At 39.3% G+C, this 14,297-nt stretch carries 16 protein-coding genes; 13 read left to right on the plus strand and 3 right to left on the minus strand.

The annotated features are described in order from the left end of the window. Positions 1-139: 139 nt before the first annotated feature. Positions 140-1,444 carry a diaminopimelate decarboxylase gene (lysA, locus tag ACFVSW_RS16670; RefSeq protein ID WP_387317781.1) on the plus strand — a complete coding sequence of 435 codons (1,305 nt, stop codon included), beginning with the start codon at positions 140-142 and terminating at the stop codon, positions 1,442-1,444. Positions 1,445-1,481: 37 nt separating this feature from the next. On the opposite strand, the gene ACFVSW_RS16675 is transcribed toward lysA, so the two are convergent. Then, positions 1,482-2,345: a DUF1002 domain-containing protein gene (locus tag ACFVSW_RS16675; RefSeq protein ID WP_387317782.1), complete on the minus strand. Its 864-nt coding sequence runs from the start codon at positions 2,343-2,345 to the stop codon at positions 1,482-1,484. A 483-nt stretch (positions 2,346-2,828) separates the two neighbouring features. On the opposite strand from ACFVSW_RS16675, the gene ACFVSW_RS16680 reads away from it, so the two are divergent. Continuing rightward, positions 2,829-3,179: a GNAT family N-acetyltransferase gene (locus tag ACFVSW_RS16680; protein WP_387317783.1), complete on the plus strand. Its 351-nt coding sequence runs from the start codon at positions 2,829-2,831 to the stop codon at positions 3,177-3,179. A 27-nt stretch (positions 3,180-3,206) separates the two neighbouring features. On the opposite strand, the gene ACFVSW_RS16685 is transcribed toward ACFVSW_RS16680, so the two are convergent. Further along, complete coding sequence (locus ACFVSW_RS16685; RefSeq protein WP_387317784.1) at positions 3,207-3,716, minus strand: DUF309 domain-containing protein; 510 nt, start codon at positions 3,714-3,716, stop codon at positions 3,207-3,209. 180 nt (positions 3,717-3,896) lie between these two features. Beyond that, positions 3,897-3,983 (minus strand): YjcZ family sporulation protein, encoded by an 87-nt coding sequence (locus ACFVSW_RS16690; protein WP_034723143.1) that lies wholly within the window; start codon positions 3,981-3,983, stop codon positions 3,897-3,899. A 208-nt stretch (positions 3,984-4,191) separates the two neighbouring features. On the opposite strand from ACFVSW_RS16690, the gene ACFVSW_RS16695 reads away from it, so the two are divergent. The 11 genes from ACFVSW_RS16695 to ccsB all read left to right on the plus strand — a co-directional run bounded on the left by ACFVSW_RS16695 (position 4,192) and on the right by ccsB (position 14,253). After that, positions 4,192-4,932, plus strand: a complete 741-nt coding sequence (locus ACFVSW_RS16695; protein ID WP_387317785.1) for a segregation/condensation protein A — start codon at positions 4,192-4,194, stop codon at positions 4,930-4,932. A gap of 18 nt (positions 4,933-4,950) precedes the next feature. Then, the gene (gene scpB, locus ACFVSW_RS16700) at positions 4,951-5,538 is read left to right on the plus strand and encodes an SMC-Scp complex subunit ScpB (protein ID WP_387317786.1); all 588 of its coding nucleotides are present in this window, start codon (positions 4,951-4,953) and stop codon (positions 5,536-5,538) included. 96 nt (positions 5,539-5,634) lie between these two features. Beyond that, positions 5,635-6,054: a hypothetical protein gene (locus tag ACFVSW_RS16705; protein ID WP_387317787.1), complete on the plus strand. Its 420-nt coding sequence runs from the start codon at positions 5,635-5,637 to the stop codon at positions 6,052-6,054. A gap of 194 nt (positions 6,055-6,248) precedes the next feature. After that, positions 6,249-7,145 (plus strand): superoxide dismutase, encoded by an 897-nt coding sequence (locus tag ACFVSW_RS16710; RefSeq protein WP_387317788.1) that lies wholly within the window; start codon positions 6,249-6,251, stop codon positions 7,143-7,145. Between the two features lie 139 nt (positions 7,146-7,284). Then, entirely contained in the window at positions 7,285-8,430 is a 1,146-nt protein-coding gene (locus ACFVSW_RS16715; protein ID WP_387317789.1) for a D-alanyl-D-alanine carboxypeptidase family protein, read from the plus strand. Next, positions 8,423-9,010, plus strand: coding sequence for a nucleoside recognition domain-containing protein (locus ACFVSW_RS16720; protein WP_387317790.1), 588 nt, complete (start codon positions 8,423-8,425; stop codon positions 9,008-9,010). Before ACFVSW_RS16715 ends, ACFVSW_RS16720 begins: the two co-directional genes overlap by 8 nt. A gap of 6 nt (positions 9,011-9,016) precedes the next feature. Beyond that, positions 9,017-9,553 (plus strand): spore maturation protein, encoded by a 537-nt coding sequence (locus ACFVSW_RS16725; protein WP_387317791.1) that lies wholly within the window; start codon positions 9,017-9,019, stop codon positions 9,551-9,553. Positions 9,554-9,861: 308 nt separating this feature from the next. Further along, the gene (gene rluB / locus ACFVSW_RS16730; protein ID WP_387317792.1) at positions 9,862-10,599 is read left to right on the plus strand and encodes a 23S rRNA pseudouridine(2605) synthase RluB; all 738 of its coding nucleotides are present in this window, start codon (positions 9,862-9,864) and stop codon (positions 10,597-10,599) included. Between the two features lie 297 nt (positions 10,600-10,896). After that, positions 10,897-11,421: a thiol-disulfide oxidoreductase ResA gene (gene resA, locus ACFVSW_RS16735; RefSeq protein WP_387317793.1), complete on the plus strand. Its 525-nt coding sequence runs from the start codon at positions 10,897-10,899 to the stop codon at positions 11,419-11,421. 21 nt (positions 11,422-11,442) lie between these two features. Further along, positions 11,443-13,065, plus strand: a complete 1,623-nt coding sequence (gene resB / locus ACFVSW_RS16740; RefSeq protein ID WP_387317794.1) for a cytochrome c biogenesis protein ResB — start codon at positions 11,443-11,445, stop codon at positions 13,063-13,065. Beyond that, on the plus strand, positions 13,066-14,253 hold the full coding sequence (ccsB, locus tag ACFVSW_RS16745) for a c-type cytochrome biogenesis protein CcsB (protein ID WP_387317795.1): 1,188 nt from the start codon (positions 13,066-13,068) through the stop codon (positions 14,251-14,253). Positions 14,254-14,297 lie beyond the last annotated feature (44 nt).

The raw sequence follows: 14,297 nt of genomic DNA on the forward strand, positions 1-14,297 counted from the left end.
ATTGCGGTTTTTCTACTGTTATGCTAAAGTATTTTAATTAAATAAAGGATTTTAAATAGGCAGTTTCTTTTGCGGATTCTGTCTATTATTTATTTATTATCTTTTAAGACTGTGAGTCGTTGCGGAGAGAGGGAAGGAAATGTATTATTACGGAACAACAGGTGTGAATAAAGCTGGAAATTTGGAAATCGGCGGAGTCGATACAATAGAATTAACTCGGGATTTTGGAACTCCGCTATATGTTTATGATGTGGCATTAATGAGGGAACGTGCGCGAGGGTTTAAGCAAGCCTTTGAAGAGCAAAACATAAATTCTCAAGTAGCATATGCAAGCAAGGCCTTTTCGACTGTGGCAATGGTGCAGCTGGCAGAAGAGGAAGGCTTATCACTTGATGTTGTTTCAGGAGGAGAATTATACACAGCTTTAGCTGCTGGATTTCCGCCTGAAAGAATTCATTTTCACGGAAACAATAAAAGTAAAGAAGAATTGGAAATGGCATTGGATAACAGAATCGGTTGTATTGTTGTCGATAATTTCTTCGAATTGGAACTCTTAAAAGCTGTTTGCCAAGAGAAAAACGCTAAAGTAAACATATTATTACGGGTAACACCAGGAATCGAAGCTCATACTCATGATTACATTTTAACCGGGCAGGAAGATTCCAAATTTGGTTTTGACCTTCAAAATGGTCAAGCGGGAACAGCATTAATCGCAGCCCTTCAGTGCGGCTATTTTGAGGTTCTTGGACTACACTGCCACATTGGCTCACAAATATTTGAAACAACAGGTTTTTTATTGGCGGCAAAGAAAATTGTTGAACAAATGGCAATCTGGAAAAATGAGATTGGCTTCGAAGCAAAGGTATTAAACTTGGGCGGCGGATTTGGTATCCGTTATACAAAAGAGGATGAACCGATACCTCCTTCCCAATATGTGAGCGAAATAATCAAAGAGGTTAAAAAATTGACTGAGCTTTTCTTTTTGAAGATGCCGGAAATATGGATAGAACCAGGCCGCTCACTTGTCGGAGATGCGGGGATTACGCTATACCAAGTAGGTTCTTCAAAAGATGTCCCGGGTGTTAGGAAGTATTTAGCTGTTGATGGCGGGATGAGTGATAATATTAGACCGGCCCTTTACCAAGCAAAATATGAAGCGGTTCTAGCGAAACAACCATTAGCACAACCGAATGAGACGGTTTCGATTGCTGGCAAATGCTGCGAATCAGGGGATATGCTGATTTGGGATTTACCTTTGCCTGAAACAGAGGAAGAGGAAATTCTTGCGGTGTTTTGTACGGGTGCCTACGGCTATTCGATGTCAAACAACTATAACCGGATCCCTCGTCCTGCGGTTGTATTTGTAGAGAACGGGAAAGCCACTCTAGTAGTAAAAAGAGAGTCGTATGAGGACTTAGTAAGGCTTGATTTACCTTTTAAATAAGAAAAAGCTGCCGCAAAATCGGCAGCTTTTCATCCTATTAGGAAAAAATAGATTTAATCGCATCAATCAGCCAAATAAAGAATTGCTTGATTTTTTCAAAAAAACCTTGTCCCTCTTCAGATTGTAGAAATTTTGATATACGGTCTTTTGCTTTGTTCAGCTGATCGCTTACTTGTTTCCAGTCGATATTCAAATCCTTAAGCTTATTAAAAAAGTCAATCAGTCTCTGCATTTCTTTATCACTCAGTTTAACGTTTAAATCCTTAGCCGCTTGATCAATGATATTTCGTAATTCCTCATCATTTTTCGGCTTATTCTTGGCGATTTCTTCTTTTACTTTAGCAATTAATGCCGCAGCATTCTTATCACCGATAGAATCGCCCAATTTGGCGGTTTCAACCATTTCTTGGTTTGCCGCCTGTTTAACTTCCTCAGGGATGGTTTTGTCTGCTGAAATTTCGTAGGCTTTAATAAGTCCAGTTAAAGCGGCGGTTCCAGAAACAGCTATGGGTGCAGTAATATAAATGTCCGCATCCTTGACTCCCGCCGTAATCAGGGCATTCACATACATTTCATCAGTAACCCAATTGATATTCTTTGTTTTAACGGTAATCCCGGAGCCCTTTGGTGCCATGGTAATCGCTGAGGATGAGATGGCCTTAGTGCCAATTAAAGATTTGGCTACATATTTCCCTAAATACTGATGTTCTTCCTGATTGGAGACCGTAACAATTTGAACATCCTCCGGTGCACCCATTTCTGATAATAACTTGGTTTTTTGCTCAGCTGTTAAATTTTCACCTAGAGTTACAATCATGTCGCCTTCAGCCATGTCGGCCCAGCCCCGGATAGGAACTGCGAGCATAAAAGTGGTAATTAGCATAATAAGTACTTTTTTCATTGTTTTCCTCCTTGGATCATCTCATGCTAGTCAAAAGAGTGTTCATTTATTAATATAACCGAAACCAATAATATAAACGTATATTTTAACCTCGAAGTTTCATAGTTTTTATAACTTTACTGATTGAAATGCAGATTTTGTAAGAGAAAATAGATTATTTCTGATATATGGTGTAGAATGAAGGACAGAAGAACTCTTGTTGGAGGAAAGTTTTGAATGAAAAGAAACAACTGGATCTTATTTAGTATACTAATCGGGCTATCCGTTATTTGGGGAATTATCTACTGGATTTTTATTGGACCTAACCATAGCTAGATTATTAATTGATGATTTACCAATTATTATGTATGATTGTGATTAGAGAAACATTATAAATTCAACTACATATAATGAATAAGGTTTATTAATGATTTATTTAGAAAAAAATATACTATTGCTAAACCAGGGATTTCATCGGTTTATTTGAAATAATGAGGGATCTAAATGTTAATTCGTTATAAGAAAACATTCGAAAAAATTGCAATGGGTTTATTGTCCTTTATGCCGAATGAAAAGGACTTAAAGAAGCTCCAGCAAACCATGAGGGAATATGAATCTGAAGAGGATTGGCAGCTTTTTCTTTGGAAAGAAGAAGATATTATTGGTCTTCTTGGTATCTTATATCATAAGGATACAAATTCCCTTGAAATTCAGCATATTTCCGTTAATCCTTCCCACCGTTTTCAAGGCGTTGGAAAACGGATGGTCAAAGCATTGAAAGAAATGTATGCCGATAAAGAAATTATCGCAAATGAAAATACAGCTGGATTTATCGAAAAGTGTGATTTTTGCTAGTAATACATTAAAGGCAGCGAGCAAAATTTATTCGCTGCCTTTTCGCATCTTTAATGATTGATCACGTTCTCGAATAACGTCTGTTCTGTCCCTTAGTTTATGGCGATGAATCAGGCTCAAATTCGTAATGTCACTTCCTTGCCCCCAAACCAATCCAGCGCTGGCACAGGATTTTTTACATACTCCTAATAAGACAGGGTCACAGATTGGTAATTCAAAGCTGGTATAGGCAGTTTCTGTTTCAATTAACGCTAACCGTTCTTTTAATAAAGTGTTAAGACGAGGTATATCTAAACCAAGATTGGCCGGCGTTTCAAAAATCTTTAACGCTTTTTCTACCGTTCGTTTTGCCCCTTTAAAATTACCTCTGCGGTGATGATAGGTAGAAACGGCTAATAAAATTAGACCGACCCAGCTGGAATCTTTGTTGCCGGAATCTGTCTTTTTCCATAATTCTTCAAGTACTTCATGACACTCAAAATAATCTCTGTCACCATGAAAATGGGTTAAAAATTGGATATATTCTTGCGGATACATATAATCCCCCTAATAAAGCGGTTTATATCCAGTTTATCACACCCGAGTGAGTTCCTAGGCTAAAAAGGCATCCACAAATTGAAAAGATAAAAAAACCCGTCAGGATGACGGGTCCCTACAAGTTCTACTCTTATTTTCGCCCATAAAGCTTGGCTTTCGCAGGTACTCTTCTTTTTTATCTTAATAGACCCAAGCAGCCCCAACGATAATTAACAAAATGAATAGAACAACGATTAATGCAAATCCGGCTCCGAAACCGCCATCCATATTTATTACCTCCTAAAAAGTTTTTGTTCTTTTCTTTGTCATCATATGTAAGAGAATTGTCCATTGTTATGGGCAAACATCACGATTTCTTAATAAAGCCCTTGTAGGTTTATTTTTCTATTGGATAACCCAATTGAATCCTCTATACTATTTATAGTCGCAGTAATTAAGTAATGAATTAAATTTTTTAGAATTTTGGTGAGAGATTATGCCGTATCAGGTGAAAATTGATGCGTTTGAGGGGCCGCTAGATCTGCTGCTCCATTTAATTAACCGGCTTGAAATTGATATATATGATATCCCAGTTGCTCAAATTACCGAACAATATTTAATCTATATTAAAACAATGACGGAGCTTAAACTTGATGTTGCAAGTGAATTTTTGGTAATGGCTGCTACATTGCTTGCGATTAAGAGTAAAATGCTTTTACCAAAGAATGAAGAGGTTTTCGCTGAAGAGGGTCTGGAAATGTCCTATGAGGATGATCCAAGGGACGAGCTTGTTGAGCGTTTAATAGAGTACCGAAAGTACAAAGAGGCGGCACATGATTTAAAATCAATGGAAGAAGAACGCGGCTTAATGTATACAAAACCGCCAAGTGACCTATCTGATTATGCAAAGGACCTTCAGCCTGGAAAATCAGAGTTAAATGTTTCTCTTTATGATATGCTGGCTGCTTTTCAAAAATTATTACGACGGAAGAAACTAAAGCGCCCCATGGCGACTAAAATTGCCCGCCATGAAATATCAATTGAAACAAGAATGACGGAAATAATGGATGACTTAAAACAGCTTAAAGGCCGGAAGAATTTTAATGATTTATTTCCCGTTCCCGCCAAAGGGCATAAAGTTGTTACTTTTTTGGCCGTTTTGGAGCTAATCAAAAGGAAAGAAATTGATGTCTTTCAGCAAGAAAACTTTGGAGATATATATGTAGAAGCGGTTTAAAGGAAAGGACAGATTTGGTTGGATATTATTAATTGGTCGAGCATTCTCGAAAGCCTTTTATTTGCAGCTGGTGATGAGGGGCTTTCGCTAAAGCAAATAGCAGAGGTATTAGATGTAGATGAGCTAAAAGCAAGTGAAATAATTGAGGTTTTAAAACAAGAATATGAACGAGATGACAAAAGAGGAATTATGGTTATTCAGCTGGCAGGTACCTATCAGCTAGCAACCAAGAAAGAAAATGCGGACTATTTAAAGAAGCTGGTAGATTCCCCGCATACATCGACTTTGTCGCAAGCTGCTTTAGAGACGCTGGCAATCATTGCCTATAAACAGCCGATTACTAGGGCGGAAATTGAAGAAATTCGTGGTGTGAAAACAGAGCGGCCATTACATACACTGATATCAAAAGTGTTAATAACAGATGTCGGCCGGGCGGAAGGCACCGGCAGAGCTTATCTATATGGGACAACGAAAGAGTTTCTCGATTATTTTGGTCTAAAAAGCTTGAAAGAACTTCCACAGCTTCCCGAAAAAGTGGAAGACGAATTTATTCAAGAGGAAGCCGATTTATTCTTTTCTAAGTTTCAGGAAACGATTAACTCTTAATCTTCATACAGCAATCAAAATATATGCTAAAATAAGTATAAAGTTTTAAACTGGTTTTTTAAGGGAATGAGGATTTCGATAAGGAGCGGGATTAAGTTGCTAATTAAAGAGTGTAAAGGGTTTGAATTAGAAAAGGAACAATCAAATACTTCGGAGGACTTTTTTAACCGGAGTGTGGTAACGTTCAATGAAGACGGCGAGGAAAAGACGCTACACGTTCTTTATGTTCGCTATTTTGATGAAATCTTCCAGGAGTTTACTCCGTATCAACAAAACCCAATCATGGTTCAAGACGGAAATGAGGTTCAGTTCAAGGATATCGTCGCACTTGTCTGCCTGTTGAAAAATCCTGGTTTGCGCGGGCGGAAACGCCTCTATATCAATTCCAAGCATGAATTTGCTTCATATTTTCAAGATATTAATTTTGATAAACTGCCTGAAATATTTCTTGCTTTAACACAAAATAAAGGTTATCAGCTCCGTTCGCCGCTTGAATTCATCATGCAGCCTAAATAATGAGGGATAGCAACTCAGCCCTAAACAGGCAGGAATTCCATATAAGTTTTATCGAATAAATGAATCTTCCGAAAAGGCTGTCCTTTTTTTACAGGACAGCCTTTTATCCGTTCTTAAAAAATCGCAGCTTTCATACCATTTAGGTAGACTACTTAAATTCCACCGGTAATACAGCGATGGTATGGAGGGGTAAGATGGATCGCTTTAGTCGTTATGTCAATGAACTGTTTGAGTGGAATGAGCAAATGAAACAGTTTTTAAATTCTGAGAAGGTTAGTCAGGACTCTGAGCTATGGGAGGAGCTTGAAGATTTTGCCGAATTGATTGAAAGCACAAACCGCGAGTTATCAAATGAGGAGCTCCTATTCCTTCAAACAAAAGCTGAGCATATCCATGAACATTTAGAAGATTATTTTAAAAGAAAACAAGAAAAAGGGTTAGGAGCCATTTGGGTAATTGAAAAACATATTCCACCGGGAGGCCATACCCTCCCAGAGCTTCCTTATCAATATAACGGATTAGAGCCTTATATTTCAGAAGAAATAATGAAACTGCATCATGAAAAGCACCACCAGGCCTATGTTGCTGGGTTAAATAAAGCTGAGCTTAAACTTAAGGAAGCAAGGGAGACGAATGATTTTTCATTAGTAAAGCATTGGTCTAGAGAGCTTGCCTTTCACGGGTCAGGACATTATCTTCATACGATATTTTGGAAAAACATGAGCCCAAATGGCGGTGGAATGCCAAGTGGCCAGCTTAAAGAAGAAATAGATCGATATTTTGGCAGCTTTTCCGCTTTTAGAAAACATTTTTCAGAAGCAGCTAAACAAGTGGAAGGCGTCGGCTGGGCCATTTTAGTATGGTCACCAAGGGCAAGGCATTTAGAGGTATTACAATCGGAACGGCATATGCTCCTGACCCAGTGGGACACAATCCCGCTTCTGGTCCTCGATGTGTGGGAGCATGCCTATTATCTACAATACAAAAACAACCGGGCGGAATACGTGGACAAATGGTGGAATATCGTTAATTGGCATGATGTTGAAATGAGGTTTGAAAAAGCAGCAGACATTAAATGGCCGGCACTATAAAAGTGGATAGTTCCTAAGATAAGCATGCGACAGCCGTCGGATGCTTCGTTTTTTCTAAACATGATTAGTCATAATAGACCTTGTCCCGCATAAAATTGTACAAGGATAAATCAGTAAAGAAGGGGACGAGGTAAATCTGATGAGAATGATTTCAAAGTTAGTAATTGTTTTCCTCATGGTCTCATTATTCATTGCAAACATTCCTCAAAAGGTGGATGCTTCCCTTGGAGTAAGTGCTGCTAGTGCTGTCCTCATCGAACAGCAATCTGGCCGTGTCCTGTTTGAGAAAGATGCCCACACAAAAAGGAGAATTGCCAGTATAACAAAAATTATGACCGCCATTCTTGCAATTGAATCGGGGAAAATGAATCAAAAGGTTAAGGTAAGTGAAGAAGCAACCCATGCAGAAGGGTCATCTGTTTATTTAAAACCAGGGGAAAAAATCAAGCTGAACGATCTCGTATATGGATTGATGCTAAGGTCTGGAAATGATACGGCTGTAGCGATTGCCGAATATGTGGGCGGTAGTGTCGATGGCTTTGCCTATTTAATGAATCAAAAGGCAAAGGAAATTGGAATGTATAATACACATTTTGCTAATCCTCATGGACTTGATGATCATGAAGATCATTATTCAACAGCCTATGATATGGCCATCCTAATGCGCTATGCCATGAAAGATAAGACTTTTCAAAAGATATCTGGTACTAAGGAATATCATGCTCCAAATCCAACTGAAAATTGGGACCGCGAGTGGAAAAACAAAAATCGCCTGCTCACAAAATATAAGAATTGCACAGGAGGGAAAACAGGCTTTACAAAACGGGCGAAAAGGACGCTGGTCACAACCGCTACTAAAGGGGACATGAGTTTGATTGCGGTAACCTTAAATGGACCTGATGACTGGAATGATCATATTTCCATGTATGAAAATGGATTTAAAGGATTCGACATGTTTGAAGTAGTATCAAAGGGGAAAATTGATATAGGCAAAAACAATGATTATGAAAATCATTTATACGTGAAAAAATCAATTGTCTACCCTGCGACAAGCGCTGAAACAGACTTGTTTTCAGTAAAATATAAGGTATCAAAGCCAGAGAAAAAGTGGCTTTCTTCAAAGAAAACCAAAACAATTGTTGGCAAGGCAGCCGTATATTTAGATGGCAGGGTGGTCGAGGAAACCCCGATTTACTATGAAAACGAGCCTGAAAAGAAGAAAGGATTGTTTCACTTTTTCAAAGAAATTTTCCTTGCAGTCATCGGTGTGAACGCCAATGGTTAATTATATCTGGGCGTTTTTGGCGATAGTAGGGATTATCTTTGGGCTTTTCAATGGAACAATGGAGGAAGTGAACAAGGCAATATTCGATGGAGCGAAGGAAGCAGTCACGCTTTGTATCGGTTTAATTAGTGTCCTTGTCTTCTGGCTTGGAATGATGCGGATTGCTGAGGAGTCCGGTCTGCTTGAACGACTGTCTAAATTATTTCGCCCGTTTGTAAAAATCATCTTTCCTGAAGTTCCAACGAACCACCCGGCGATGGGCTATATTTTATCGAATATGATTTCTAATATGTTTGGCTTGGGAAATGCGGCTACACCTCTTGGTATTAAAGCGATGGAAGAACTAAAGAAATTAAATGGCGGGAAGAATTCTGCGAGCAGGTCGATGGTCACCTTTTTGGCGATAAATACTGCGAGCATAACAATTATTCCAACTACTGTCATTGCGATTCGCATGAACTATAAATCAGCCTCGCCTACCGAAATTGTCGTACCAACTATCATTGCCACGATCATATCGGCAATAGGGGCCATACTGATTGACCGATATTTTTATTATCGCAGAAGCCGTAAAGGATGATAAAGTATGCAGCTAATCTCGGTAATTTCGTTAACGTTTATCCCTTTATTAATCGGATTTATTCTATTATATGGAACATTTAAACAAGTGCCAACCTATGAAAGCTTTGTTGAAGGTGGAAAAGAGGGTATAAAAATAGCGGTATCGATCATCCCGTTTCTCGTCGGGATGATGGTGGCAATCTCCATCTTTCGCGCCTCTGGAGCATTGGACGCCTTAATGAATTGGATTCGCCCCTTAATGAATACTCTGGCAGTGCCGGCAGAAATTGTACCATTATTAATCATTAGGCCGATTTCCGGAACAGCCGCGCTCGGAATGACAAGCGATTTAATAGCCGTCCATCATCCGGACTCGTTTATTGGCCGTCTGGCATCGGTGTTACAAGGAAGTACGGATACGACCTTTTATGTATTAACCGTCTACTTTGGTGCAGTTGGAATTAAAAAAATGGGGGACGCCCTTAAAGTCGGGCTGCTTGCAGATGTAGTCGGTATAGTTGCTGCTATTGTCGTGGTGGTCCTGGTATTTGGAACAAAATAAATATAAAATAAAGAAAACTCGCCGATTGGCGAGCCGTTAGGCGGTTCATGAGGCGTAGTTGCACTTATGCCTGATAGGAAAGTATACTTTCCTATCGGCCAAGAAAGTAAGTTCTCAAATTGGGGAGCTTACTTTTTTTCTTTAGTAATAAAAGCCCGTTACTTTGAAAAGTGGAGAAATTGTGTCATAATTCATAAGGATAGTAAGGTGAAAAGGCTTTAAGGATAAAAAAAGAGGTTTTCCTATTTACAAAGCATAGTGAAATAGAGCCAAGCTTGCTTATTCGGAAAAATTTTGAGGTGAAATAAATGGAAAGATTGCAAAAAGTGATTGCTCGAGCTGGAATTGCATCCAGAAGAAAAGCGGAGGAACTGATAAAAGAAGGCAGAGTAAAGGTTAATGGCAAGGTCGTTACCGAATTGGGTGTAAAGGTTACTTCTTCAGATAAGATTGAAGTAAATGAAGTCCAAATTGAGAAAGAAGAACCAGTCTATTTTCTTTTATATAAACCAAGAGGGGTCATTTCAAGTGTTAGTGATGATAAAGGGAGAAAGGTCGTTACAGATTTCTTTTCAAACTATCAAGAAAGAATTTTCCCTGTTGGGCGCCTGGATTATGATACGTCAGGATTATTGCTGTTAACGAATGATGGGGAATTTGCCAATTTACTGACACACCCTAGCAATGAGGTTGAAAAACTGTATGTTGCAAAAGTCAAGGGAATTCCTTTAAGGGAGAACTTAAGAAAACTAGAAAAAGGAATTCGGTTAGAGGACGGGAAAACAGCACCGGCCAAAGTGAAAATGCTTTCAGGAGATAAGAAAAAACAAACGGCAATTGTTGAGATTAGTATTCATGAGGGCAGGAATCGGCAGGTTAGAAGGATGTTTGAAGCGATCGGCCATGAAGTGGTGAAATTAAAGCGTGAACGATATGGATTACTGACATTGAGCGGTTTAAAAGCTGGCGAAGCTAGGGAACTGACTCCGCATGAGGTAAAGCAGCTTAGAGCGTTAGCCAGTGATAAATCTAAAAAAAATTCATAGAATCGTCACATTTAGTTTCTTCCATTAACACTATATCGATATTGTAAAATGATATAATTTAGACAAACTGTGACAGGAGACATGTCTAGCTCCAGCGCCTAGCCCCTCGAGGTCATAAGCCAATCCGTCCAAAAGGTTAAAAAGCAACCTTTCGGCCGGCTCGTCTTATGCTTGGCTACAGAAAGCTATCGCTTTCTGTACGCATATAGGGAGACTAAGTCGATTTCCAATCGACAAAGTCTCCCTATATCGGGGCTGACCAAGGCGCTTGCGCTTTTCTTACTGGGGGGATATTTCTTGAAAAAACGGCGATTAGTAATGAGGACAATCATTTTACTGGTATTAGGTGCTGCCGTTGCCTATACGCTTTATGCGAATTTTACAAAAGATAATAAACAAAAAGTGGCAGTTGGTGAAATGGCGCCTGATTTTGCCCTAGTAGATATGCAGGGAAACAAGCATCGTCTTTCGGATTATCGGGGACAGGGAGTATTCCTGAATTTTTGGGGAACATGGTGTCCTCCTTGTAAAAAGGAAATGCCTTATATCAATAACCAATACCATCAATATAAAGACAAAGGGGTTCAGGTATTATCAATAGATATCAATGAATCCGCACTCGCCGTGAATCAATTTGCAGACCGCCTCAAGCTTGATTTTCCAATTATGATTGACACTAATAAAGATGTCATGAATGTGTATGGTATTGACCCGCTGCCGGCAACATTTTTAATTGATAAAGATGGCAAAGTCGTAAAATATCATAAAGGCGAGCTGACTGAAAATAAGATTAGGGGATTTATGGAGAAAATTAAACCTTAAGGTTGCAGGGAGTTTTTTAGAATGAAAGATGTGAAATGTGAATGCGGGCACGTGAATCCACATGGAACCGTTTTATGCGAAGCGTGCGGTAAGATATTGGATGAGCGGGAAAACAAAGATCAATTACTGGATATGCGCTATGAAGGCAGTGCACGCCGTTCACAAACCTATAATAAAACGATTGTTGATAAAATCTGGAATTTCTTTTCGTCTGTAAAGGTTGGCGTCTGGCTGATTATCATTACATTACTTGCATCGATAATAGGAACAATCCTGCCTCAGAAAATGTATATTGAACTGCCGCCGGAAGTGTATTACGAACAAGAGTACGGTTGGTTTGGGAACCTATACTACCAACTGGGATTACATGATTTATATGGCTCATGGTGGTATTTATTATTAATAGCGATGATTGGAATTTCGCTCGTCATTTGTAGTCTTGATCGAGTTGTACCGTTATATAAGTCTTTAAAAGCGCAAAGAGTAACCCGACATGAAGGATTCCTCAAGCGCCAGCGTATATTTGGAACCAATACCGAAATAGATGATAAAGACTTAAATACTGTGAGGGAACATTTAAAGGAAAAACGCTACCGTGTTCGCGAAGAAAATGGCGATTTATTAGCAGAGAAAGGCCGTTTTTCCCGCTGGGGCCCGTACGTAAACCATGTTGGTTTAATCATTTTCTTGTTCGGAGGCATGCTCCGTTTTATACCGGGGATGTATGTGAATGAGAACTTGTGGGTGAAAGAGGGGGAAACCGCTGCTGTCCCAGAAACGGGAGAAACATTTTATTTGCAAAACAATCAATTTATTTTGCAGCACTATGATAAAGACCAAAATAAGACCTTTGAAAAAGCCCTAGAACGCACTGGTGATGTGGTGAAAAATTATCAATCAAATGTCGTCCTTTATAAACGGGTTAGCGATAATCTTCCAGGGGAAAAACCTGAACTTAAAAAGGTTAAAGAATATCAGGTACGTGTGAATCACCCATTAACCTTTGAGGGTTATTCAATTTTCCAGGCCTCATATAGAAGTGAGCTAAAAGCGATGAGCTTTTTCTTGCTAAATAAAGACACCAGCCAATCCGTTGGTGAACTGGAAATTGATCTTCAAGATCCAAAGGAAAAGTATGATCTTGGAAATGGCTATGCAGTGAAAATTCTTAATTATTTTCCAGACTTTGAATTCGCCAAAGACGGCGAGCCGACTACGAAAACGCGAGTACCCAATAATCCAGCTTTTGTCTTTCAAATGATTTCACCTGAAAAGCCGGAGGGAGAAACGAGTTTTGTTGCCATCAAGCAGACAATTGAGCCGTTTGGCGATAATACGTATAAGATGGCATTTAAGGGGATTGAAACTAAAAATACCTCAGGATTTATCGTTCGCAAGGATTCAACATTATGGGCGATTATTTTGGGTGGAATCCTGTTCATGATTGGCGTTATCCAAGGCGCCTACTGGAACCATCGTCGAATTTGGATCCAACAAAAAGATGGGCAGGTCTGGATTGCGGCACACACGAACAAAAATTGGTATGGCCTTAAACAAGAAATCGAAAAGGTCCTTAGGGATACTAAACTAAACATCCCAGAAGATCAGCAGCAAAGTGAAAAGACGGACAAGGAGGGGATTTAGTTGGCATCACTAAGTAGTAATTTACTGTTTATTGCTTTTATTCTTTATTTAGTTGCAACCCCATTCTATGGGGGAGCGATAAAATCAAAGAAGGAGCTTAATGAAAATAAAGGAACTAACAAATGGGGTGTTATTGCTGTAGCTTTAACAATTGTTGGTTTTATTTCGCAGCTGGGGTATTTTATTACCAGATGGATTGCAGCAGGACATGCTCCAGTCAGTAATATGTTTGAGTTTACAACGTTTTTTGGGATGGCGCTTGTAGGTGCGTTCATTGTTATTTATTTTATTTATCGGACTTCTTTGCTTGGATTATTTACAATGCCTGTGGCCATTTTAGTTATCGCCTATGCTAGTATGTTCCCAAAAGATATTACTCCCTTAATTCCAGCCTTACAAAGTTATTGGCTCCATATTCATGTTACGACGGTTGCAATTGGGGAAGCCATCTTGGCAATTAGTTTTGCAGCCGGTGTGATTTATCTCGTTAAGGCGATTGATCAAACAAAATCGAGCAAGCGAACCTTTTGGCTGGAAGTAGTGATGTTCTCGTTAGTGGCGGTACTTGGATTTGTTGCCGTTTCAACGGTATTCTCGGCATCCGGTTATCATGAAACATTTAATTGGACAGATAAACATGGGAAAGTAACTGTTATGGAATACACCATGCCTGCCCTTACTGGACCAAATGAAGGAGAATTACTGACAAAAGACGGCTTTAAACCACTAGTCGAAATGCCAGCAATCATTAATGCTAAAAAATTAAATACTGTTATTTGGTCATTAATGGCAGGTTTAATCCTTTATGGCTTAATTAGATTAGTCTTACGGAAGCGGATTGCCGCAGCGCTAAAACCGCTCGTGAAAAACATTAACCTCGACTTTGTTGATGAAATTAGCTATCGATCCGTGTTAATTGGTTTCCCGGTATTTACTCTCGGAGGGCTGGTTTTTGCGATGATTTGGGCACAAATGGCCTGGTCCAGGTTCTGGGGCTGGGACCCAAAAGAGGTTTGGGCATTAATCACTTGGTTATTCTATGCTGCCTTTATGCACCTTCGTCTTTCCAAAGGCTGGCACGGAGAAAAATCAGCCTGGCTTGCTGTAATCGGCTTCGTTATAATTATGTTTAACCTTGTTGCTGTTAACTTGATTATTGCTGGTCTGCATTCTTATGCGGGTTCTTAAAATCCGGCGGTGCTAACTTTAATCAAAAAGCCTTCACTTTCTGA

Source organism: Neobacillus sp. NPDC058068 (genome assembly GCF_042885335.1).
Classification (GTDB): domain Bacteria; phylum Bacillota; class Bacilli; order Bacillales; family Cytobacillaceae; genus Neobacillus.